We start from the raw sequence: 23,175 nt of genomic DNA, 5'->3' as shown, positions 1-23,175 counted from the left end.
GTACCGACGAGTTCGGTACCCGCACTTCGTGTTCGGGTGAAGAATCCTCCCCTCGGAAAGGGCGGGGACGGCTGCTCTAGCGGACGATCTCGCGGCGGTCGTCGGGGAGCCGGCGTGTGCGACCCGCCTTGTCGAGCCGGTCGAGCAACGGCAGGACCACCCGCCGTGTCGTTCCCAGCCGCTCGCGCGCGGCACTGGTCGTGAACGGCTGGTCCAATTCGCCCAGCAGCTCCACGGCCGTGTCGGCGGCGTCGGGGAGCAGGACGATGCCCGGGCCCGCCCGCCACAACCGTCCGCTGCGTTCGGCCGCGCCGAGGGCCCGGTCGTCGAGGCCGAGCTCGCGCAGGCGATCGGCGGTCGGAGCCGCGAACGGAGCGGCCGACAGATCGCGGCGCACCTGCTCGACGGCCTTGCGGATCTTCGGCGGTAGACCGTCGGCACCGGGAGCGATCACCCGTCCCCCGACCACTTCGAGCGGAGGTCGCACCAGCGCCCGGACGAGGTCGGGCGTGGGAAGACGAAGCTGCGACGCCAGCACCGTCAACGGGGCCGCCGGATCCAGTGGGTGGGCGCGGGTGTGGGCCTGCACGAGTGTGGGCAGCCGGTCGGCGACAGCCTTCGCGAGGCCGGGTGCGACGAGCCACGGCCCGACCGTCAGGTGCTCTCCCCGTTCGAGCGGGATGCCCAACTGTCGCAACCGTTGCCGATGCAGGAGTCCGCGGCGGGCGAGTTCGTCGGCCAGGCGCGGCGTCCCGTCGGCCCCCGCCAGTTGCAACGCGCGGCGTGCCGCCGCGCCGCGACGCCGGAATCGGGGTGGATCGGGATCGAGAACGTCGGCCCGCCAGATCATCCGGCGGCCCGGGTCGCGCAGCAGGGCGCGGTCGCCGATCCGCAGGGGCAACGGGCGGTCGAGGGTGAGCCGGACGAGATCGTCGCCCAGCGGACGGCACCGGACACCGACGTCCGCGGCACCGATGTGCAGCACCGGAGCGACGGGCGGCCGGTCGTCGCCGCTGATCCGCACGTCGACGACGGAGGTGTGGTGCCACGCGCCGGGCGTTACGAGCACACCGCCCCGTCCCAGGTCGTCGACCCGGCCGGTGAGATTGAGGGCGACCCGGGCCACGCCACTCACCGCGGTCCGGTCGCGACCGAGTGCCTGCAGGCTGCGAACCCGCAGCGGTGTGTCCCCGAGCGCGAGGGTGTCCCCCACGCGCACCGTGCCCGCGGGAAGCGTTCCGGTGACGACGGTTCCGGATCCACGCACGGTGAACCGGCGGTCCACCCAGAGCCGGACGTCGGCCTGCGGATCGGGGTCCGGAAGCGAGGCGACCATCCTCGTCAGGGCGCCCCGGAGATCGTCGAGGCCCATCCCGGTCCGCCCACTCACGGCGACGACGGGAGCCCCCGCCAGACTCGTACGGGCGACCTCCGCCGCGGCCCGCGCGGCCGCGGGTCCCGGATCGGCGAGATCGGCGCGGGTGACGGCGACGACCGCGTGACGAACGCCGAGCGCGTCGAGCGCTGCGAGGTGTTCGGCCGCCTGCGGCATCCACGGATCGTCGGCGGCCACCACGAACAGCGCGGCGGGGACCGATCCCACTCCGGAGAGCATCGTCGTGAGGAATCGCTCGTGTCCGGGGACGTCGACGAAGGCGACCTCCCCCACCTCGGACCAGGACGTCCAGCAGTAGCCGAGCTCGATGGTCAGTCCTCGTCGCCGTTCCTCGGCGAGCCGGTCCGGATTTGCACCGGTGAGCGCCTCGACCAGCGTCGACTTGCCGTGATCGACGTGACCGGCGGTCGCGACGACGTGCATCAGGATCCTTCGCGAGTAGCCACGCGCGTCACGGCGTCGATCAACTCGCCGTCCTCGGCGGGGTCGACCGCGAGCAGGTCGAGCAGCAACCGGCCGCGTTCGACGCGGCCGACGACGGGGTGCTCACCGAGCCGCAACGGGAGTGCGAGGTGTTCGGGCAGGGCGATCGCGACGCTCGGCAGGACGACGTCCGGGGCGCCGCCGCCCCCGACGACGCCGTCGGAGTCGACCACCTCGGGGTCGCACTCCGGTGGCAATGCCACGCAGATCGCCTGTGCGCGGGCGTGGAGATCCTCCGGGCGGGAGGCCAGCGCCGCCGCCACGGGTGGCATCGGTCCCGTCAGGGTCGCTTCGAGAGCGGCCAGGGTGAGCTTGTCGACGCGCAGCGCCCGCGCGAACGGGTCGCGCCGCAGGAGTTCCACGAGTTCGGCCCGCCCGAGTAGCAGGCCGGCCTGCGGGCCGCCGAGGAGCTTGTCGCCCGAGGCGGTCACCAGGTCGGCGCCGGCACGCAGCGCGGTGGTGGCGTCGGGTTCGTTCGGCAACCGCGGATGCGGCGCGAGCAGACCGGATCCGATGTCGACCACGACGGGCGGTCCGAGCCCGGTGAGTTCCCGGACCGACACCGACGACGTGAAGCCGCTGACGGTGAAGTTCGAGGGGTGCACCTTGAGGACGAAGGCGGTGTCGTCGTCGACGGCCGCGGCGTAGTCGCTCAGGCGCACGCGGTTGGTGGTGCCGACCTCACGCAGCGTCGCGCCCACGGATTCCAGCAGTTCCGGGATCCGGAAGCCGTCGCCGATCTCGACCAGTTCGCCCCGTGCGATCACGATCGAGCGACCACCGCGTGTGAGCACCCGGGTGACCAGGGCGAGAGCCGCGGCACCGTTGTTGACGACGTGGACGCCGCCGGCGTCGGGTACCTGTTCGGCGAGCGCCTCGAGGGCGCCGCGTCCTCGCCGTCCGCGCCGGCCGGTGGCCAGGTCGAGTTCGACGTCGGTGGCACCCGCCGCGGTGGACACGGCCTCGACCGCCGCTCGGGACAGCGGGGCGCGACCGAGATTGGTGTGCACCACCACGCCGGTCGCGTTGACGACGCGGCGCAGGGTGGTCGCCTGTTGCGGCAGCGACGCGACCGCGACGTCGGCGACGGCATCGGGCGCGATCTCGCCGTCGCGGCACCGTTGCTGGGCCGCGACGACGGTCTGCTTGACCAGTCGGGCGCCGAGCCGGTCGACGGCCTCTCGCAGGCGCGGATCGGCCAGGACCTGGTCGGTGCGGGGAACGTCCCGTCTCGGATCCGGCACGCGCTCCCCATCCCACGGTCGACGAAAACATTTGGCGGAGGCGGACGGGAATCGAACCCGCCCAGCCCAGATACTGGGCCACAACGGTTTTGAAGACCGCGACCGTCACCAGACGAGAACCACCTCCGCGCTCACCCTAACCGAAGTCGGGCCCTCGGTTACGACTCGCCCGTATGTTTGGGTTCATGACCGCACACGTCGACCTTCCCGAGGGCGCCATCCGACTCACCCAGTACGCCGCCGGCGGCGGTTGCGCATGCAAGGTTCCGCCGGGCGAACTCGAACGGGTGCTCGGCGGTTTGCAGGGTGGACGGGCCGCCGGCGAACTCTTGGTGGGCGTGGAGAACGGCGACGACGGTGCCGCGGTCCGGATCGATCCGGCGCCCGATGGGAGCGGCCGGGCCGTCATCGTGACGGCCGACTTCTTCACCCCGGTCGTCGACGACGCCTACGACTGGGGACGGATCGCCGCCACCAACGCCATGTCCGACGTCTACGCGATGGGTGGCACGCCGATCATCGCGGTCAACCTCCTGGGCTGGCCGCGCGAACTCATCCCGTTCGAACTCGCCGCCGAGGTGATGCGCGGTGGCGCCGACGCGTGCGCCGAGGCGGGTGCTCATCTCGCCGGCGGGCACAGCATCGACGACCGGGAGCCGAAGTACGGGCTGGCCGTGACCGGTCTGGGCGATCCGGATCGCCTGCTGCGCAACGACGCTGCCACGCCCGGCCTGCCCCTGACTCTCACCAAGCCGCTCGGTCTCGGCATCCTGAACAACCGGCACAAGGCCACCGGCGAGCGTTTCGAGGAAGCGGTCGCGGTGATGACGACTCTCAACCGCGAGGCGGCGCAACTCGCGCACGAGGCCGGTGTCCGAGCCGCCACCGACGTCACCGGTTTCGGTCTGCTCGGGCACCTGATGAAGATGATGCGGGCCAGCGGTACGACCGCCGTGATCGACTCCGCGGCCGTGCCGTACGTCGCCGGGGCGCGGGAGTCGCTCGCGGAGGGATTCGTCCCCGGCGGGAGCCGGCGCAATCTCGACTGGGTACGCGACGCGGTCGACTCCGAGGTGGACGACGACGAACTGCTCCTGCTCGCCGACGCCCAGACGTCCGGCGGTCTGCTGGTCGTCGGTGAGCTGCCCGGTCATCCGGTCGTCGGCGAGGTGGTTCCCGCGGGCGAACACGCGATCCGGGTGCGCTGACCCCGTTCATCGTCGGACATGCCGACACACCTGCACCGGATTAACCGGCACGAAGCGGGGGTAGACGGTAGCTTCGGAACGAGAGCGCAGGAAAGGAGCACAGATGGCGGAGAAGGACACGTCCCTCCCCTGGCCCGTCCTGCGCCAGTTCCTCGGGAAGGATCTGCTCGGACGCGGCAAGGCCGCACGGTCCCGTCGTACCGAGGAGATCGAACCGCGCACCTCCACCGCCGATCGTGTCGCCCGCAGCGTGTGCCCCTACTGCGCTGTCGGATGCGGACAGAAGATCTTCGTCAAGGACGACAAGGTCGTCCAGATCGAGGGCGATCCCGACAGTCCGGTGAACCGCGGGCGCCTGTGTCCCAAGGGTTCGGCGAGCAAGAACCTCGTCACCAGCGAGCTACGCGAGACCCGGGTCCGCTACCGCCGGCCCTACGGCACCGAATGGGAAGACCTCGATCTCGACACGGCCATGGAGATGGTCGTCGACCGCGTGCTGAAGACCCGCCGCGAGACCTGGCAGGAATTCGACGACAAGGGCCACCGTGTCCGGCGCACGATGGGTATCGCCAGTCTCGGCGGTGCCACGCTGGACAACGAGGAGAACTACCTCATCAAGAAGCTGTTCACAGCGATGGGGGCGGTCCAGATCGAGAATCAGGCCCGCATATGACACTCCGCCACCGTCCCCGGTCTGGGGACCAGCTTCGGGCGCGGCGGTGCCACCGGCTACACAGCCGACCTGGCGAACGCTGACTGCATCATCATCCAGGGTTCCAACATGGCCGAGGCCCACCCGGTGGGCTTCCAGTGGGTCGTGGAGGCCCAGAAGCGTGGTGCCCGCGTCATCCACATCGACCCGCGCTTCACCCGTACCAGCGCGGTGGCGGACAAGCACGTCCCGATCCGGGTCGGCAGCGACATCGCCTTCCTCGGCGGCATCGTCAACTACATCCTGAGCAACGAGCTGGACTTCCGCGAGTACGTCGTCAACTACACGAACGCCGCGGTGCTCGTCAGCGACAAGTTCGAGGACACCGACGATCTCGACGGGCTCTTCTCGGGCTTCGACCCCGAGAAGCGGACCTACGATCCGACGAGCTGGCAGTACGACGTGGAGGACGAATCCGGCGACCTGCACAAGTCGCAGGCCAACGGCTCCGAAGAGCACGCCGAGCATCGGGAGACGGCCGCGGGCCTGCAGAACGAGGCGCACGGCATGCAGACGGCGAGCCACCCGAGGCGCGACGAGACGCTGCAGCACCCGCGGTGCGTCTACCAGGTGCTCAAGCGGCACTTCGCCCGCTACACCCCCGAGATGGTCGAGCAGGTGTGCGGCGTCTCGCAGGAGGACTTCCTCGACGTCTGCCGCGCGTGGACCGAGAACTCCGGCCGGGAGCGGACGACGGCGCTCGTCTACAGCGTGGGCTGGACCCAGCACAGTGTCGGTGTGCAGTACATCCGTACCGGCGCGATCCTGCAGCTGCTGCTCGGCAACATGGGCCGCCCCGGCGGAGGCATCATGGCGCTGCGCGGTCACGCCAGTATCCAGGGCTCGACCGACATCCCGACGCTGTTCAACCTGTTGCCCGGCTACCTGCCGATGCCCGACGCGAACAAGCACCACTCGTTCACGGACTGGGTCGACAGTGTCCGCAACCCCGGAAGCAAGGGTTTCTGGTCGAAGGCCGACGCCTACGCCGTGAACCTGCTCAAGGCCTACTGGGGCGACGCAGCGACCGCCGACAACGACTACTGCTTCGACTACATGCCGAAGATCACCGGCGACCACGGCACCTACCGTTCGGTGCTCGACATGATCGACGGAAAGGTCAAGGGCTACTTCCTCCTCGGGCAGAACCCGGCCGTCGGCTCCGCCCACGGGCGCGCCCAGCGGCTCGGGATGGCGAACCTCGACTGGCTCGTGGTGCGCGACCTGTTCGAGATCGAGAGCGCCAACTTCTGGAAGGACTCACCGGAGATCGAGACCGGCGAGATCGTGACCGAGGAGTGCGCCACCGAGGTGTTCCTCTTCCCGGCGGCCTCCTACGCCGAGAAGGAAGGCACCTTCACGCAGACCCAGCGGATGCTGCAGTGGCGGGAGAAGGCCGTCGAGCCGCCGGAGGACTGTCGCTCGGAACTGTGGTTCTTCTACCACCTCGGCCGCATGATGCGGGAGCGTCTGGCCGAGTCGACCGACGAGCGCGACCGTCCGCTGCTCGACCTGGCGTGGGACTACCCCGTGCACGGCGAGTACGACGAGCCGAGTGCCGACGCGGTGCTCATGGAGATCAACGGCTACGACGTCGCAACCCGCCGGCCGCTCTCGTCGTTCACCGAGATGAAGAACGACGGCTCCACCCTCGGTGGCTGCTGGATCTACACCGGGGTCTACGCCGACGGCGTCAACCAGGCCAACCGGCGCAAGTCCCGGCACGAGCAGTCGTTCGTGGCTCCCGAGTGGGGCTGGGCGTGGCCGATGAACCGCCGCATTCTCTACAACCGGGCCTCCGCCGACCCCGAGGGCCGGCCGTGGAGCGAACGCAAGGCCTACGTGTGGTGGGACGACGACGCGCAGCAGTGGACGGGTGCGGACGTTCCGGACTTCGAGAAGACGAAGCCGCCGAGCTATCGCTCCCCCGAAGGCGCCGACGGTGTCGAGGCGCTCGAGGGGATCGACCCGTTCATCATGCAGGGCGACGGCAAGGGTGCCCTCTACGTGCCGCAGGGGCTCGTCGACGGTCCGATGCCGACGCACTACGAACCGGTGGAGTCGCCCTTCCGCAACCCGCTCTACGCGCAGCAGGCCAACCCGACGCGCAAGGAGTACCGCCGCGACGACAACCCGATGAATCCGGCGCCGCCGGAGGACCACATCGACGTGTTCCCCTTCGTGTTCACGACGAGCCGTCTCACCGAGCACCACACCGCCGGCGGCATGAGCCGCTATCTCGAACATCTCGCCGAACTGCAACCGGAGATGTTCGTGGAGGTCTCCCCCGCCCTGGCGGCCGAACGCGGACTCGAGCACATGGGTTGGTGCCACGTCGTCACCGCCCGCTCCGCGATCGAGGGCCGGGTGCTGGTGACCGAGCGGTTGCGCCCGCTGAAGGTGGAGGGACGGACCGTCCACCAGGTGTGGATGCCCTATCACTGGGGCAGCGGCGGCATGGTGACCGGCGACTCGACCAACGATCTGTTCGGAATCACGTTGGACCCCAACGTGCTCATCCAGGAGACCAAGGTCGGTACGTGCGACGTCCGGGCCGGACGCCGACCGTCCGGAGCGGCACTGCGGGAGTACGTCGAGGGATATGCGCGGCGGGCCGGGGTAACCGATCACGTGTACCCACCCATCGTGACGGTCCCGGACGGCGATACGGCCTCGGACGACCCACGTGCCCCGGAGGCTTCGGACGACCGACATCCCCCGGAGGAGGACGAGTGACCGGCCCCAACAGCTTCTTCGGACCGATCGACCCGGCACCCGATGCCGGGTACGAGGATCCGCCGGCTCGCAAGGGCTTCTTCACCGACACCAGCGTGTGCATCGGATGCAAGGCCTGCGAGGTGGCCTGCAAGGAGTGGAACGACGTCCCCGAGAACCTCTTCGCGATGCTCGGCACCTCGTACGACAACAGTCATTCGCTCAACGCCAACCAGTGGCGGCACGTCGCCTTCATCGAGCGCCCCGCGGAGTCGAAACCCCCGGTCTCGCTGGGGATGCCGACCGTCGGCGCGACCCCGACGGAACTTCCGGAGGAGGAGAAGCCGGACTTCCGCTGGTTGATGTCCTCGGACGTGTGCAAGCACTGCACCCACGCGGCGTGCCTCGACGTGTGCCCGACCGGGTCGCTGTTCCGCAGCGAGTTCGGCACGGTGGTCGTGCAGGACGACATCTGCAACGGCTGCGGATACTGCGTGGCCGCGTGCCCGTACGGCGTCATCGACCGCCGCAAGGGTCCGGAGGGCGACCCGAAGGTCGGTATCGCCCAGAAGTGCACGCTCTGCTACGACCGGCTCACCGACGGCCAGACCCCGTCCTGCGCGCAGGCGTGCCCCACGGAGTCGATCCAGTACGGCGACGTCGAGGAACTGCGCGCCCGCGCCGAGGAACGACTGGCAGCCCTGCACGAGCGCGGCGTGAGCGAGGCACGGCTCTACGGCAACGATCCCGAGGACGGGGTCGGCGGGACCGGCGCCTTCTTCCTGCTCCTCGACGAACCGGAGGTCTACGGCTTGCCGCCGGATCCGGTGGTGACGACCAAGGATCTGCCGGAGATGTGGACCCGCGCCGCCGTGGCAGCGGTCGCGATGCTGGCGGGCGCCGCCGCGTCGTTCCTGAGGAGGCGCTGATGACACAGGTGCAGCACGGCGGCAGCCCGGGCAACTCCCGCCGGTCCGGAGGTGGTCGCGGCGGCGACCGGGTGATGGTGCCGGAGGCCGACTTCGAATCCTATTACGGGCGCCAGATCGTGAAACCGGCTCCGTGGGAACACGACATCGCGATCTATCTGTTCACCGGTGGCGTGGCCGCGGGCAGTTCGCTGCTCGCTGCGGGTGCCGATCTCACGGGGCGGCCCGCCCTCCGTCGCGTCGCCCGATTCGGCTCGCTCACATCGCTGCTCGTCAGTGTCGGTGCGCTGGTCCACGATCTCGGCAAACCGAGCCGATTCCTCAACATGCTGCGGGTCGCCAAACCGACCTCCCCGATGTCGGTCGGTACGTGGATCCTGTCGCTGCACGGTCCGTTCGCGGGCCTCGCTGCGGTCGCGGAGATTGCCGAGATGCTCCCCGCCCGATGGAAGCGCGGACCGGTGCGCCTGCTGCTCGCCCTCGGACGGCCCGCCGGGATCGTGGGTGCGCTGACGGCACCGCCGGTCGCCGCCTACACCGGGGTCCTGTTGTCCGACACCGCAACTCCGGCATGGCACTCCGCCTACAAGGAGATTCCCTTCGTGTTCTGCGGGTCCGCGGCCGCCGCATCGGGAGGTCTCGGACTGTTGGGCGCACCGGTCGCCGAGGCCGGGCCGGCGCGCGCCTTCGCCGTCGGCGGCGCGCTCGTCGAACTCGCGACCGAGCAGCAGATGGAGAAGTCGATGGGCCTGTCGGCCGAGACGCTCCACCAGGGCCGCCCCGGGCGACTGATGAAGGCCAGTAAGGCATTGACGGTGGCCGGCGCGCTCGGCGCACTCGTCGGTCGCCGCAATCGGGTGGTGTCGGCAGTGTCCGGTGCCGCACTCATGGTCGGTTCGCTGTGTACGCGAGTCGGAGTCTACGAGGCCGGCATCGCGTCGGCGAAGGATCCCAAGTACACCGTCGTTCCCCAGCGTGAACGAGTCGATCGCGGGGAACCCGTTCGTTACCGCAGCTGAGATCCGGCTCGCGGGCAGGACGAAGGAGAACGCATGGACTCCGGCAAGCCCACGCGCGAACCACACGGCGACGCCCCGACGGCACAGCCTCCGGGCAGCTTCCGCTGGCTCCTCGTCGCCGGGGGTCTGTTGCTGCAGTTCTCGATCGGCGCGGTCTATGCGTGGTCGGTCTTCGGCGGAGCCCTCGAGAGCGCCGACTCCTGGCAACTGAGCACGGTCCGGGCCTCACTGCCGTTCACCGTCACCATCGGCATGATCTTCATCGGCACCTATCTCGGTGGCCGACTGCAGGACCTGAAAGGTCCCCGGGTCGTCGCGTTGATCGGCGGCATCATCTACGCGCTCGGCATCCTCCTCGCCTCGTTCACCGACGGAGCCGACGACTACTGGCTGCTCATCCTCGGATACGGCATCATCAGTGGCTTCGGGCTGGGCTTCGCGTACATCGTCCCGATCGCCATGCTGCAGAAGTGGTTCCCCGACAAGACCGGTCTCATCACCGGACTCGCCGTGGGCGGTTTCGGGTTCGGCGCCGTGCTCACCTCGCCGGTCGCGCAGTGGCTCATCGACCGGAATCCGGACGACCCCACGAGCGCCTTCCTGCCCTTGGGTATCGCCTACCTCGTGATGTCGCTGGCCGGTGCGGCACTCTTCCGCAACCCGCCCGAGGGGTACACCGTGCCGGGTTTCGACCCCGTCGGCCGCAACGGCGGCGGAGCGGACCGCGGCAAGGAGTACACCCAGGGCGAGGCCCTCCGCACGCCCCAGTGGTATCTCCTGACCGCCATCCTCACCCTGTGCGTGACCGCCGGCATCTCCCTGATCTCGCAGGCGAAGCCGAGTGCGTCCGACATCGCCGGTTTCAGCGCCTCCGGCGCGGCGGCACTCGTGGGCGGGCTCGCGATCTTCAACGGCGCCGGCCGGATCGTGTGGGCGGCGATCTCCGACCGTATCGGCCGGATGAAGACCTTCACCGCACTGCTCGTGCTGCAGGGCGTGTGCCTGATCGTGCTGCCGCATGCCACCGGCGTGGTGTTGTTCTCGATCCTGGCCGCGATCATCTACCTCTGCTACGGCGGCGCATTCGGCACCATGCCCGCCACCGCAGGCGACTTCTTCGGGGTCCGCAACGCCGGCGCCATCTACGGCCTGATGCTCATCGGGTGGAGCATCGGCGGCATCATCGGCCCGATCATCGCGTCCACGCTCCTCGGCGACGACAAGGCCTACACCCTCGCCTACACCACCATCGGCATCATCGCGCTGGTGTCCGTCGCGCTCACGGTGATCACGAAGGTGCCCGCGGCACGCCGGGAATCGGTCCCGGCCCGGTCCTGAGCCGGAGCGTCGTCCCGCACGGTCACGCTCCGGGCGCCCCGTGGGCATGCAACCACGAGACGACCTGCGTGCGGGAGTGCACGCCGAGTTTGTCGAGGATCCGTTCGACGTGACCGTCGACGGTCCGGCGTGAGATCACGAGCCGGTCGGCGATCGCGCGATTGCTCAGGCCTCCGGCGACGAGTCCCGCGATCTCCTGTTCCCTCTTCGTCAGCGGGGAGGTCCGGGAGGCGGGCTCGTCCGCACCGCGGTGCCGACGGTCGGAGGCCTGAGCACGCGAGACGTGCCTTCCCGAGGACTCCCTCGGCTCCAGTGCGCTGTCCACGAGATCGACGATGCTCATGCCGGACTGCGGGTGAGGAGAGCCGACGGTGTCCGTCTCCCCCACCCTTTCCCGGAGACGACGCTCCGCTGCGATCGAGTCCTGCTCGATGTGCGGCCCGAATGCTGCGATCGTCGTACCGAGACGTTGCCACACCGTCCGTGCAGCCCCGAACAGGCTTGTTGCCTTCTCCGTATCGCCTTCGGCGCCCGCCGACCAGGCCAGCAGTTCGAGCGACAGCGCCGTGCAGATCTTGTCCTCGAAATCGCGCTGGACGGCGAGCGCGCCGTTCGCCGCTCCGACCGCAGAGTCGAGGCGTCCGAGATGGAAATGCGCGAGTCCCGAAACCCACAGCGCATAGGCCTTGTTCCACCGCTCACCGTGCTGGTCCGCCATCTCGACGACACGAGCGCACGTCTCCAGCGCGTCGTCGAGTCGTCCGTCGTAGGTCTGCGCCATGGCCAGCTGGAACAGGCAGGTCAGGTGGGCGGCGTGGTCGCCGTGCGCACGATGGACCCGGGCCGCACGGAGGTAGAGGTCGATCGCCTCGGCCGTCGCCCCGCAGAACAGTGCGTGCAGGGCACTCCAGTGATCGCAGTGGGCCCGCAACCGTACGTCGTCGCATTCGTCTGCGATCGAACGACACTCGTCGAGGTGGACCGCCGCCCCGTCGCGGTCTCCCTGGATGAGGGCCGTCCACGCGGTCACCCACAGCACGTTCCCGCGCTCGCTGTTCGAGCGCGGAAGTCGCTGCAGGAGTCGTTCGAGCCGGGCCCGTCCGGTGGACAGGTAGCCGCCCGCGATCCAGTGATAGCGCAGCGCGACGGCGAGCGCCGCCCCCGAGGCGAGTTCGTCGTCGTCCCGGATCGACCGGTCGAGCGCTGCCATGAAATCCGCATGGTCGGCGCGCATGGAGGACAGGAGGGCGGATTGCTTCGGCCCGTACCAACTCTCGGCGCAGCGACGGGCGCGGTCGAGATAGTGCTCGCAATGCCGCCGGTACAACTGCTCGCGCTCCCCGCGGGCGTCGAGCAGTTCGTGACCGTACTCGCGCACGGTCACCAGTTGCGAGTACCTCAACACGGCAGACGAACGATCGACTCCCACAAGTGATTTCGCGATCAACCTGTCGAGCAGGTCGATGACCTGCTCGCTCGGGAGATCGTCGTCGGCGCAGACGGTCTCCGCGGCTTCGAGGTCGAAACTGCCGGTGAACACCGACAATCGCGCCCACAGCGTCCGCTCGGCATCGGAGCACAGTTCGTAGCTCCAGTCGATCAGCGCACGCAACGTCTGCTGCCGCGGCACCGCCACGCGACTGCCTCCGGTGAGCAGCGCGAAACGACGATCGAGTCGGTCGACGAGTTGCGCCGGAGACAACGAACGCAGCCGGGTGGCCGCGAGTTCGAGAGCGAGCGGCACGCCGTCGAGCGCGATGCACAGTTGCGCAACGGCATCGGCATTGCCGTCGGTCACCTCGAAGCCCGGGACCACCTGCCGGGCCCGTTCCACGAGAAGACCCACCGCTTCGAACCGCCCGAGATCGGCCGCCCGGTTCCCCGTCGATCCGTCCGGTGTCGTCAGCGGGGGAAGCACGTACTCCGCCTCCCCCGCCACCGCGAGCGGCTCACGACTGGTCGCGAGGATCCGCACCTCTGGCGCGCCACCGAGGACGGCAGCGACGAAATCGGCCACGGTCGCGATCAGGTGTTCGCAGTTGTCGACCACGATCAGCATGTGCTCGTCGCGGAGACGGTCGATGATCTTGTCCACCACAGGCCTGGTGGACTGGTCGGTCACCCCCAGAGCGGCCGCTGCAGCCGAGGGAACGGACTCCGGATCCCGCACCACCGCCAGATCGATCCAGCGGAACGAATCGCGGAACGCACGCGAGGTGCGCACCGCCAGTTCCTCCGCCACCCGGGTCTTTCCCACACCACCCGGACCGAGGATCGTCAGCAACCGGGTCCGCTGGAGACACGACCGGGCCTCGTCGATCTCGCGACGGCGACCGATGAAGGTCGTCACCGAACGGGTGGGCCCCGGGGTGCGGGGTGGTGCAGATTCCGGCAGGGCAGATTCCATCGTCACGCTTCTCAGAGATAGTGGGCCCAACATACCCGGGTGGTCGTGTGACGGCCAACACAGGTAACCAATGGGGTAATTCACCCCGCGTCCTCGTGTGTGATCCACGTCATCGTCGATGCAGACCTCCGGTTCGACGCCGGAGCGACATCCCCGATACCGAGGAGCCAGGACAGATGACCACTTCCTCCACCACCCCCGACACCGACGTCGTCGTCGTAGGAGCCGGATTCGCCGGCCTGTACGCGCTGCACAGACTGCGCGACCGGATGAACATGTCCGTGCGGGTCTTCGAGGCCGGCGACGATGTGGGTGGCACCTGGTACTGGAACCGCTATCCCGGCGCCCGCTGCGACATCGAGTCGATCCACTACTCGTACTCGTTCGACGAGGACCTGCAGCAGGAGTGGCAGTGGAGCGAGAAGTTCGCCGGGCAGCCGGAGATCCTCCGCTACCTGAACCATGTGGCCGACCGCTTCGACCTGCGGAAGGGAATCACATTCGGCACTCGGGTGATCGGTGTGCACTGGGACGACGAGAACTCGTGGTGGACGGTCCGCACCGACACCGGCGAGACCGTGACGGCCCGGTGGTTCATCTCCGGCGCCGGCAACCTCTCGGTTCCCAAGAAGCCCGAGTTCGGAGGCATCGACAACTTCCGCGGGCAGGTGCTGCTGACCGGGAACTGGCCGCACGAGCCCGTCGACTTCACCGGCAGGCGCGTCGCGATCATCGGCACCGGTGCCAGTGGGATCCAGGCGATCCCACTGATCGCGCAGCAGGCCGCGGAACTGGTGGTATTCCAGCGCACACCCCAGTTCGCCACCCCGCTCGGGAACGGTCCGCTCGACCCGCAGGTGCTGGACGAGGCCAAGCAGGTCTACCCCGAACTGAGAGAGGCCGCACGCAACCACTTCCTGGGTGTTCCGTTCGACCAGGTCCGGCCGTCGGCGCTCGCCGTCGATGCCGAGGAGCGTCGGCGGGTGTTCGACGAACGCTGGAACGCGGGTGGGTTCCGCCTGTTCATCGACAGTTTCCAGGACATCCTCTTCGACCGGAAGGCCAACGACACCGCCGCCGAGTACATCCGCGAGCGGATCCGTGAACGGGTGCAGGACCCGGCCAAGGCCGACAAGCTCGCACCCCGGGGATACGCCTACGCCACGAAACGTCCGCCGCTCGAGACGAACTACTACGAGGCCTACAACCGCGACAACGTGCACCTCGTCGATGTGAAGAGCACCCCGATCAGCGAGATCACCGAGACCGGTGTGCGCGTCGGCGACCGCACCTACGAGGTCGACACCATCGTGCTCGCGACCGGCTTCGACGCCATGACCGGACCGCTCATGGCCATGGACATCCGCGGACGCAACGGTGTGCGCCTGGCCGACAGGTGGGCGCACGGACCGCGCACCTATCTCGGCATCATGAGCAACGAGTTCCCCAATCTGTTCACGATCACCGGACCTCAGTCACCCTCGGTGCTCTACAACATGCCGCTGGCGATCGAGGACCACGTCGACTTCGCGACCGACGCGATCGCGTATCTGCGCGCACACGATCTCGACGTCATCGAACCCACCGCCGAGGCCGAAGCCGACTGGGTGCGCACCACCACCGAGATCGCCGAGCAGACGCTGCTGCCGCAGACCGACTCGTGGTACATGGGCGCGAACATCCCCGGTAAACCGCGTGCCTGCATGGTCTACCTCGGCGGCGCCCCGACCTACCGGCAGGTCTGCGCCGAGGTCGTCGACGGCGGTTACGTCGGCTTCGACCTGGCCCCGGCGCGAGCCACCGTCCCGGCCGCCTCGTAGGGCACCGAACTCCCCATCACTCGGAAGGACAGCACCCATGGCACTCGACGAGCACGCCGCAGGCCTCATCACAGGACTTCGGCAGCAGGGATTCACCTCGTTCTCGCAGATGACGGTCGATCAGGTCCGCGCGACGATCGCGACCTTCACCGACCTCCAACTCCCACCGCAGGACGTCGCTCGCGTCGACGAGACCCACTACGAGAGCGACGGCGTCGATCTCCCCCTGCGGATCTATACCCCCGGGGCGGACACCGGACCGCAGCCGGTGGTGCTCTACTTCCACGGCGGCGGGTTCGTCGCGGGCGACCTCACCGTCGTGGACGAACCGGCCCGGGCGGTCGCCCTGGCGACCGGAGCCACCGTGGTGACCGCGGGATACCGGCTGGCGCCGGAACATCCGTTCCCCGCAGCGGCCGACGACGCGTGGGCTGCGTTGCAGTGGGTCACCGCCCACATCGCCGAGTACGGCGGCGACCCGCACAACCTGGTGGTGATGGGCGACAGCGCCGGGGGCAACCTCGCAGCCGGAGTCGCGTTGCGGGCTCGTGACGAAGGCGCACCGGTGCTGCGCGGACAGGTGCTGATCTATCCGGCGCTCGACCGCGCTGCCGACCTGCCCTCGCGCCGCGAGTTCGCCGAGGGGTACATCGTCACCGCCGCCGACATGGACTGGTTCCTCGACCGGTACTTCACCTCACCCGGGGACGCGGAGACGCCCTATGCGCTGCCCGCACGCGCAGCCGATGTGGACGGCCTGCCACCGACCCTGGTGCTCACCACCGAGAACGAGGTGCTCCGCGACGAAGGTGAGTTCTACGGACGGCGGCTGCGCGAAGCCGGCGTGGACGTGACGATCCGCCGGTTCGACGGGCTCGTGCACGGCGCGTTCTGGATGTCGGGCGCGGTGCCGCGCAGCGGCGAGATGCGCGACGAGGTGGCGAAGTTCGTCACCCGCACCATCTCGGGCGTCCCCACCCGGTAGGAACTCGATCCGCTATTCCGCGGGAGGGGCCGAGCGACGATCCGACGTCGCCGGCCCTTCTCCGCTTTCCTCGCCGTCGCGCGCCGCACGCTCGTCGTCGTCGCGCGCCGCGCGGGCGGCCTCGCGCATCTCGATCGCGTCGGTGATCAGTTCGCCGATCTCGCGGGTGACGTCCCGGACCGCTCCGGTGATGATCCCCGCGATCGCGCCGACGTGGGTGGCCGCCGACTCGGTGACCTCCTGGATCGTGTCCTTGTTACGCTCGAATCTTCCCACCATGTTCGACCCCCTCGATCGTGTCGTCCGCGAGGGTACCCGCATCGTCGAGCCGGCGATCGGTGGAGCGGTGACGTTGGATGATCACCTGCGACTCGGGTTCGGGCGCGAGCCAACCGGGCGGGAGGGCGAACTTGAAGATCTTCTTCCAGACCGACGTCACCTGGGCTGTGAGGCCACCGGTGTTGTACGGAAGTCCGTGCTTCTCGCACAGTTCCCTGACCTTCGGAGCGAGCTCCGGATAGCGGTGTGCCGGCAGGTCGGGGAACAGGTGGTGCTCGATCTGGTGCGACAGGTTGCCGGACATGATGTGGAACAACGGTGAGCCGGTGATATTCGCGCTGCCCAGCATCTGCCGGACGTACCACTCACCACGGGTCTCCTCGGCGGTCTCCTCCTCGGTGAAGGACTGCACGCCGGACGGGAAGTGACCACAGAAGATGATCGAATACGCCCACACGTTGCGCACCAGGTTGGCGGTGACGTTGCCGAGCAGGGTCGGAACGAACATCGGACCGCTCAACAGCGGGAACGCGATGTAGTCCTTGACCACCTGACGGCCGGCCTTGTGCCACCAGCCCTTCGAGATCGGGATCACGTCGCGCCACGACCGCTTGCCTGCGACGATCCGGTCGACCTCGGCGTCGTGCATCATCACGCCCCACTCGAACAGGAACATGAGTGCGGTCGCGTAGACCGGGTTGCCGAGATAGTAGGGATGCCACTTCTGGGCAGGGTCCATGCGCAGGATCCCGTATCCGATGTCACGATCCTGACCGAGGATGTTGGTATAGGTGTGGTGCACGTAGTTGTGCGAGTGCCGCCACTGGTCCGACGGGCACACCGTGTCCCATTCGAAGACACGGGAATTCAGCGACGGTTCGCGCATCCAGTCGTACTGACCGTGCATCACGTTGTGCCCGATCTCCATGTTGTCGAGGATCTTCGACACACTCAGCGCCGCCACACCGGCGACCCATGCGGGCGGGAGGAATCCGACGAAGAGCAGACCGCGGCCGGCGATCTCGAATCCGCGCTGTGCCTTGATGATCCGGTAGAGATACTCGCGGTCCTCGTCACCGAGGGATGCGAGCGTCTGCTCCCGCAGTGCGTCGAGTTCACGGCCGATCTCCTCGACACTGTCGCAGTCGAGGACGAGCGGTTCGTTCTCGGCCGAAGAACTGCGGCCGGACAGGAAGGGCAGAAAGGGAACGGTGGGTAGGGACAATCCGAACATGATGTCCTCCAATGGTTTCGGTGGTGTCGCCGGACGGCCGGTTCAGAGTTCGACGGCGACGTCGCCGACCGGGGCGTTGACACAGATCTGGATGCGGCGGCCCGGCTCCGAATCGACGTCGCCGGTACGCACGTCGCGCGTGCACCCCGACAGCCGGACGGCGGTGCAGCTGTGGCAGATGCCCATGCGGCATCCGTGTTCGGGCGTGAGACCGGCCGCTTCGGCCTGTTCGAGCAGCGTCGACCCGGTGTTCTCGGCAACGACGCCGGATTCGGCGAAGGAGATCTCGCCGCCGGCATCGTCCGTCGACACGACCGGTGGTGCGAGGACGAATTCCTCGGTGTTCACCATCGTCTCGGCGCCCCGTTCGGCGTAGACCTCGCGGATGCTCGCGACCATCTCGGCCGGACCGCACACGAAGGTGGGCGTGTCGGCGTACCAGGGCGCGACGGCCGCGAGGTGGCTGCGGTCGAACCGCCCCTGCAACATCCCGTCGTCGGAGCGGGTGTGGGCGTGGACGATCTCGACATTGGGCCGGTCGGCGAGAGCGTCGAGTTCGGCGCGACGCGGAACGTGCCCGGGCGTACGCGTGTAGTAGAGCAGGACCGCGGACCCGTCGTACCCCTCGGCGACCAGACCGGAGAGCATGGACAGCACGGGCGTCAGGCCGGAACCCGCGGCGACGAACAGCAGGCGTCGAGGCCGAGGGCTCGGCAGCACGAACTCGCCTGCAGGAGGACCGAGTTCGACGACGTCGCCGACCTCCGCGTGGTCGTGGAGGTGGCGCGAGACGGTGCCCTCGGGATGCCTGCCGATGGTGAACCGCAGGTCGGGCGGGCGCTTCGACTCCGCTTCGACGAGCGTCGGCGAGTAGCAGCGCGTGTGCCGCACACCGTCGACACGCACCGACACGGTCACGTACTGCCCGGGTAGGGGTCGGCACGGCTGCGCGGGGCGCACCGTGATCGTGAGCGAGTCGGTGGCACTTCGGTCCACATCTGTAATCCGGGCATAGTTCGCCGACGTGACAAGAAGCGGGTCGGCGAGTTCCAGGTAGCGGTCCGGGTGATGCGGGTAGGACAGCATTCCGAGTGCCCCTACCAGTAGTTTTCGCAACGAACCCGAGCGCGGGACGGGTGTCGGACGGTCGCGCACGATCATGTCTGTCCGCCTTTCGGTAGACCTCTGCGTGCTCAGTGAACGAATGTGCACTGAAATCAGTGTGACAGCCGGACACACCTGCCTGTCAACCCCGATGTGACCGCCGACACAGATGCCCGGCCCCCACCCGGAACGTCGTGCCTAGACTCGGGGGGTGTCCACCGCTTCCGTACCTCCGCCGACCACACGCGCCGAACGCAAGGAACGCACACGACAGGCGCTTCTCGACGCCGCCCTCGAACTGTCCGCCGACCGGGGACTCGGCGGGGTGAGCCTGCGGGAGGTGGCCCGCAGCGCGGGCATCGTGCCCACCGCGTTCTACCGGCACTTCTCGTCCATGGACGAGCTCGGTGTCACTCTCGCCGCCGACACGATGCGGGTGCTGCGGCGCCTGCTGCGCGACGCGCGTCGAACACCCGGCCCGGCAGGGGCGCGGCAATCGCTCGACGTGCTGGTCCAGCAGGTACGGGCTCACAAGGCTGCCTTCCGGTTCCTGGCACGCGAACGCCACGGCGGCGTTCCCGAGGTGGCCGCCGCGATCTCCGTCGAGCTGCGCCTGCTGACCAGCGAGCTCGCCGCCGACCTGGGTCGCTCCCCGGGCCTCGAGGACTGGGATTTCGACGATCTCGAGATGGCCGCCGACCTGCTGGTGACCGCGATGCTCGATTTCGTCCTCGACCTGCTCGCCGTCGAACGTCCCGGCAGCGCGCAGGAGGCGGAGGTCGTCACCCGCGCGGAGAAACAGATGCGTCTGATCCTGCTGGGTGCGGCGGCATGGCGGCCGCGACGGACGTCCGGCGACCGGTGACAGGCCGGCGCGACGCCGGTTCGCCGAGGTGGACGGGAAATCCTGTCGCAGACACTCCCCTTCCGTAACGTGGTTCCCATGGCATCGACCGAACCCGCCACCTACGACGACCTGACCTTCGACGTGCGCGTGGCGGGTCCGAGGGACGGCACGCCCGTCGTGCTCCTGCACGGCTTCCCCGAGACATCACGCAGCTGGACGCCGGTGGCGCGACTGCTCGTCGAGCGCGGTTTCCGCGTGATCGCCCCCGACCAGCGCGGATACTCCCCCGGTGCCCGGCCGACCGGTGTCGAGCACTACGGGGTGCCGGCGCTCGCCGGTGATGTCCTCGGCCTGCTCGACGAGTTCGGGCTCGATCGCGTCCACCTCGTCGGGCACGACTGGGGCGCCGCTGTGGCGTGGTACTTCGCCGCGCACAATCCCGACCGCGTCTCGGCGTTGACCGCGGTCTCGGTCCCCCACCTTGCTGCCTACGGCTGGGCGTTGCGGGAGGACGCCGACCAGCGCGAGCGCTCCTCCTACATCGGCCTGTTCCGCCAGGAGGGCAAGGCGGAGGAGCTCCTCCTCGCCGACGACGCGCGGCGCCTGCGGGCGATGTTCACCTCTGCCGTCGACCACGACTCGGTCGACCACTACGTCGCCGCCATGTCCGCGCCGGGCGCTCTGACCGCTGCCCTGAACTGGTATCGCGCCATGACACGGGATCTCGATTCGACTCCCCCGGTCCGCGTCCCGACGACCTACATCTGGAGCACCGCCGACATGGCGATCGGCCGCGCCGGCGCCGAACGGTGTGGCGAATTCGTCGACGCCGAGTACGACTTCGTGGTCCTGCCCGACGTCTCGCACTGGATCCCGGAGGAGGCGCCGGACGAGATCGCGAACGCCGTCACGCGGCGGCGGAACGGCTGAGAGCCCGCCCACCGCGGCTTCCGTCAGCCCACGACCGGGGCGAGCAGCACTTCGAGTTCGGCGACGACCGCATCGAGCGGAGCCGGGCTGCGCTGCGCCTGGGCCACGACCAGTGCGCCCTCCAGTGCGGCGATGACCAGGTTCGCCAACGACCGCGCACGCTCCGCGCCGACGCCGTCGGCCACCAGGGACCGCGCGACGACGTCGACGAAGGTGTCGAAGGCCTCCCCGGCCCGTGCGCGCGCCCGCGGTTCGGTCCCGAGACCGGCGGCCACCACCGGGCATCCCGCGACATAGTCGGTGGCCACGAGACCCTCACGCCACAGGTCGACGACGGCGCGCACCGTGTCCACCACACCGAGACCGTCGACCTTCGCCGTCAGCGACCGCTCGATCCGGCTCGCGGCCTGGTCCGTGGCCTCTTCGACGAGTTGCGCCTTGCCGCCGGGAAAGTGGTGGTAGATGGAACCGCGCGGCGCACCGCTGTGTTCGAGGACGTCCCGGAACGACGTGGCCGCGACCCCTCGTTCGCTCATCAGCGCGATCGCGCTGGCGATCATCGCCGCGCGCGGTCCGTCCCGTCGTTCTGCAGCGCTCACCCGTTCCTCCGGCAGTGGTGGTTGTCCCCCATATTCTATGTATGTTGTCGTACGGATCCGATCTTGCGCGACACCATTTTCCGAGGAGACCCTGCCATGACCGACGTCTCGGTGACCACTCACGTCTTCGACGCTGCCGTCGACCTGTTCGAGGTCCGGGACGATCACACCGAAGGGCACACGCACCCCGCCTACGCGAACATGGTCGGCCCGTTCGGCGGTATCACCGCCGCGACCCTCCTCCGCGCGGTCGAACGACACCCGGATGTCCTCGGCATGCCGCTGTCCCTGACCGTCAACTACGCCGGCCCCATCGCCGACGGCCCGTTCGACATCGCGGTGCGCCCGGTGCGCACGAATCGGACCACCCAGCACTGGTCGATCGAGCTGTCGCAGGGCGGTGAGGTCACCACCACGGCGACAGCCGTCTTCGGTCTTCGTCGCCCCACCTGGTCGTCGACCGAACTGCAGGCACCGACCGCCCCGGCACCCGACTCGCTCGAGCCGACACCTCTGCCCGACTACATCGCGTGGGCACGCAACTACGAGATGAGGTACGCCGCGGGAGCCGTTCCCGAGGAGGGCAGCGCGGAGGTCGCCGACTCCACGTCGACACTGTGGGTCCGCGACGTCCCGTCGCGTCCGCTCGACTTCGCCTCGCTCACCGCGATGTGCGACATCTTCTATCCCCGCGCCTTCCTACGTCTGGGTCGAGTGCTGCCTGCCGGCACGGTCTCGATGACCGTCTACTTCCACGCGGACCCGGAGACCGTTGCCGCGCAATCCGACAGTCCCGTGCTCGCGACCGCACGTGCGAATCGTTTCGAACAGGGCTTCTTCGACCAGAGCGCACATCTGTGGGGACGCGACGGCATCCTGCTCGCGACCTCGCACCAGATCGTCTATTTCAAGGCATGATCGCAGCGGTCGGTGCCCGGCCGACCCGAGCGGTCCGTGTTCGGCGCCCGCCCGCGTCACCGGCACACCTGTAGCCTCGGAAACATCTTCTCCCCGAATTGCGAGGTCCACTGTGACGATGCCGAGACTCCTCCGACGGTCGGGTGTCATCGCCTGCGCCGCAATCGCGTTCGCGACCGTGGGCACGGTCGCCTGCGCCGACACACAGGAGCCGGAAGCGGCCGCAGACTACGCGTCGTACGTCGCCCTGGGAGATTCGTTCACCTCCGGACCCGGAATCCCCCCGCAGACCGAAGGCGATCCGTGCGGGCGGTCGGCGAGCAACTACCCCACCCTCGTCGCGACAGATCTCGGCATCGAGGACTTCGTCGACGCGTCGTGCGGTGCCGCCACCTCCCTCGACTTCGCGATGCCGCAGACCACCTTCCGGGGCGCGACGGTGCCACCGCAGTACGACGCACTGCGCCCCGACACCGAACTCGTCACCGTGGGTATCGGCGGCAACGACATCGGTCTCGTCCAGCTGGCGCTGGGATGCGTCAATCTCGCCGCGCCGCCCCAGGGCACCTCGTGCGCGATCACGAACGCCCCGGACGGCACCGACCGCATCGATGCCGCCATCGACACCTTCGCTCCCGTCTACACCACGGTGATCGACGAGATCCGCCGCCGTTCCCCGGAGGCACGCATCGTGCTCGTCGGCTACCCCACCGGGATCCGCGACGGCGGGTGCTTCCCCGAACAGCGGATCTGGCCCGACGACGCGACCTACCTGCAGGAGAAGATCGACCGGTTGAACACCGTCATGCGCGAGCAGGCCGAGGCCGCGGACGTGGACTACGTCGACCTGCGCGATTCGACCCGCGACCACGACGCGTGCGCCGACCCGGAGACCCGGTGGATGGCCGGCCTGCAGCCGACCGCCGGATCGATCCCGCTGCATCCGAACGCGGCCGGGCACCGCAACGCCGCCGACCAGGTGCTCGCCACGATCACCGACTGAGCCGG

General features: G+C 68.9%; 18 protein-coding genes and 1 tRNA gene. 11 read left to right on the top strand and 8 right to left on the bottom strand.

Annotated features, from left to right (window positions below):
- Nucleotides 1-76: 76 nt before the first annotated feature.
- The 3 genes from selB to U9J23_RS08860 form a co-directional block, all read right to left on the bottom strand.
- Nucleotides 77-1,819: a selenocysteine-specific translation elongation factor gene (gene selB / locus U9J23_RS08870; RefSeq protein WP_230787686.1), complete on the bottom strand. Its 1,743-nt coding sequence runs from the start codon at nucleotides 1,817-1,819 to the stop codon at nucleotides 77-79.
- Nucleotides 1,819-3,123, bottom strand: coding sequence for an L-seryl-tRNA(Sec) selenium transferase (selA, locus tag U9J23_RS08865; RefSeq protein ID WP_230787687.1), 1,305 nt, complete (start codon nucleotides 3,121-3,123; stop codon nucleotides 1,819-1,821). The genes selB and selA overlap by 1 nt, the downstream gene beginning before the upstream one ends.
- A 32-nt stretch (nucleotides 3,124-3,155) precedes the next feature.
- Nucleotides 3,156-3,250, bottom strand: a tRNA-Sec gene (locus tag U9J23_RS08860).
- A gap of 58 nt (nucleotides 3,251-3,308) precedes the next feature.
- On the opposite strand from U9J23_RS08860, the gene selD reads away from it, so the two are divergent.
- The 5 genes from selD to U9J23_RS08835 all read left to right on the top strand — a co-directional run bounded on the left by selD (nucleotide 3,309) and on the right by U9J23_RS08835 (nucleotide 11,044).
- The gene (selD, locus tag U9J23_RS08855) at nucleotides 3,309-4,331 is read left to right on the top strand and encodes a selenide, water dikinase SelD (protein ID WP_272266444.1); all 1,023 of its coding nucleotides are present in this window, start codon (nucleotides 3,309-3,311) and stop codon (nucleotides 4,329-4,331) included.
- A 103-nt stretch (nucleotides 4,332-4,434) separates the two neighbouring features.
- Nucleotides 4,435-7,779, top strand: coding sequence for a formate dehydrogenase (fdh, locus tag U9J23_RS08850; protein WP_226949799.1), 3,345 nt, complete (start codon nucleotides 4,435-4,437; stop codon nucleotides 7,777-7,779).
- Nucleotides 7,776-8,687 carry a 4Fe-4S dicluster domain-containing protein gene (locus tag U9J23_RS08845; protein ID WP_059383933.1) on the top strand — a complete coding sequence of 304 codons (912 nt, stop codon included), beginning with the start codon at nucleotides 7,776-7,778 and terminating at the stop codon, nucleotides 8,685-8,687. Before fdh ends, U9J23_RS08845 begins: the two co-directional genes overlap by 4 nt.
- Nucleotides 8,687-9,706, top strand: coding sequence for an NrfD/PsrC family molybdoenzyme membrane anchor subunit (gene nrfD / locus U9J23_RS08840; RefSeq protein WP_059383934.1), 1,020 nt, complete (start codon nucleotides 8,687-8,689; stop codon nucleotides 9,704-9,706). The genes U9J23_RS08845 and nrfD overlap by 1 nt, the downstream gene beginning before the upstream one ends.
- A 33-nt stretch (nucleotides 9,707-9,739) precedes the next feature.
- Nucleotides 9,740-11,044: an L-lactate MFS transporter gene (locus U9J23_RS08835; RefSeq protein WP_272266443.1), complete on the top strand. Its 1,305-nt coding sequence runs from the start codon at nucleotides 9,740-9,742 to the stop codon at nucleotides 11,042-11,044.
- A gap of 22 nt (nucleotides 11,045-11,066) precedes the next feature.
- On the opposite strand, the gene U9J23_RS08830 is transcribed toward U9J23_RS08835, so the two are convergent.
- Nucleotides 11,067-13,451: an ATP-binding protein gene (locus U9J23_RS08830; protein WP_272266442.1), complete on the bottom strand. Its 2,385-nt coding sequence runs from the start codon at nucleotides 13,449-13,451 to the stop codon at nucleotides 11,067-11,069.
- Nucleotides 13,452-13,627: 176 nt separating this feature from the next.
- Between U9J23_RS08830 and U9J23_RS08825 the strand changes: the two genes are divergently transcribed.
- Both U9J23_RS08825 and U9J23_RS08820 read left to right on the top strand, forming a co-directional pair.
- Nucleotides 13,628-15,271 carry a flavin-containing monooxygenase gene (locus tag U9J23_RS08825; RefSeq protein WP_059383936.1) on the top strand — a complete coding sequence of 548 codons (1,644 nt, stop codon included), beginning with the start codon at nucleotides 13,628-13,630 and terminating at the stop codon, nucleotides 15,269-15,271.
- Between the two features lie 37 nt (nucleotides 15,272-15,308).
- Nucleotides 15,309-16,256: an alpha/beta hydrolase gene (locus tag U9J23_RS08820; RefSeq protein WP_085467937.1), complete on the top strand. Its 948-nt coding sequence runs from the start codon at nucleotides 15,309-15,311 to the stop codon at nucleotides 16,254-16,256.
- A 12-nt stretch (nucleotides 16,257-16,268) separates the two neighbouring features.
- Here the strand turns inward: U9J23_RS08820 and U9J23_RS08815 are convergent, their stop codons facing one another.
- From U9J23_RS08815 to U9J23_RS08805, 3 genes are read right to left on the bottom strand one after another with little or no spacing between them, the layout of a single operon-like run.
- Nucleotides 16,269-16,535 (bottom strand): hypothetical protein, encoded by a 267-nt coding sequence (locus U9J23_RS08815; protein WP_059383938.1) that lies wholly within the window; start codon nucleotides 16,533-16,535, stop codon nucleotides 16,269-16,271.
- Entirely contained in the window at nucleotides 16,513-17,769 is a 1,257-nt protein-coding gene (locus U9J23_RS08810) for a fatty acid desaturase family protein (protein WP_059383992.1), read from the bottom strand. Before U9J23_RS08810 ends, U9J23_RS08815 begins: the two co-directional genes overlap by 23 nt.
- A gap of 42 nt (nucleotides 17,770-17,811) precedes the next feature.
- Entirely contained in the window at nucleotides 17,812-18,930 is a 1,119-nt protein-coding gene (locus U9J23_RS08805) for a ferredoxin reductase (protein WP_272266441.1), read from the bottom strand.
- Nucleotides 18,931-19,084: 154 nt separating this feature from the next.
- On the opposite strand from U9J23_RS08805, the gene U9J23_RS08800 reads away from it, so the two are divergent.
- On the top strand, nucleotides 19,085-19,738 hold the full coding sequence (locus U9J23_RS08800) for a TetR family transcriptional regulator (protein ID WP_059383940.1): 654 nt from the start codon (nucleotides 19,085-19,087) through the stop codon (nucleotides 19,736-19,738).
- Nucleotides 19,739-19,816: 78 nt separating this feature from the next.
- Nucleotides 19,817-20,650: an alpha/beta fold hydrolase gene (locus tag U9J23_RS08795; protein WP_059383941.1), complete on the top strand. Its 834-nt coding sequence runs from the start codon at nucleotides 19,817-19,819 to the stop codon at nucleotides 20,648-20,650.
- Between the two features lie 23 nt (nucleotides 20,651-20,673).
- Here the strand turns inward: U9J23_RS08795 and U9J23_RS08790 are convergent, their stop codons facing one another.
- A complete protein-coding gene (locus U9J23_RS08790; protein ID WP_436839758.1) occupies nucleotides 20,674-21,249 on the bottom strand; it encodes a TetR/AcrR family transcriptional regulator in 576 nt (191 codons plus the stop codon).
- 96 nt (nucleotides 21,250-21,345) lie between these two features.
- Here U9J23_RS08790 and U9J23_RS08785 point away from each other — a divergent pair, with 96 nt between their 5' ends.
- Nucleotides 21,346-22,167 (top strand): acyl-CoA thioesterase, encoded by an 822-nt coding sequence (locus tag U9J23_RS08785; protein ID WP_059383943.1) that lies wholly within the window; start codon nucleotides 21,346-21,348, stop codon nucleotides 22,165-22,167.
- A gap of 112 nt (nucleotides 22,168-22,279) precedes the next feature.
- On the top strand, nucleotides 22,280-23,170 hold the full coding sequence (locus U9J23_RS08780; protein WP_442802276.1) for an SGNH/GDSL hydrolase family protein: 891 nt from the start codon (nucleotides 22,280-22,282) through the stop codon (nucleotides 23,168-23,170).
- The last annotated feature ends 5 nt before the right edge of the window (nucleotides 23,171-23,175 follow it).

The organism is Rhodococcus sp. PD04 (assembly GCF_035918275.1).
GTDB lineage: Bacteria > Actinomycetota > Actinomycetes > Mycobacteriales > Mycobacteriaceae > Rhodococcus > Rhodococcus rhodochrous.
The sequence above is the reverse complement of the archived record's forward strand: the minus strand, read 5'-3'. Positions and strand labels throughout refer to the sequence as shown.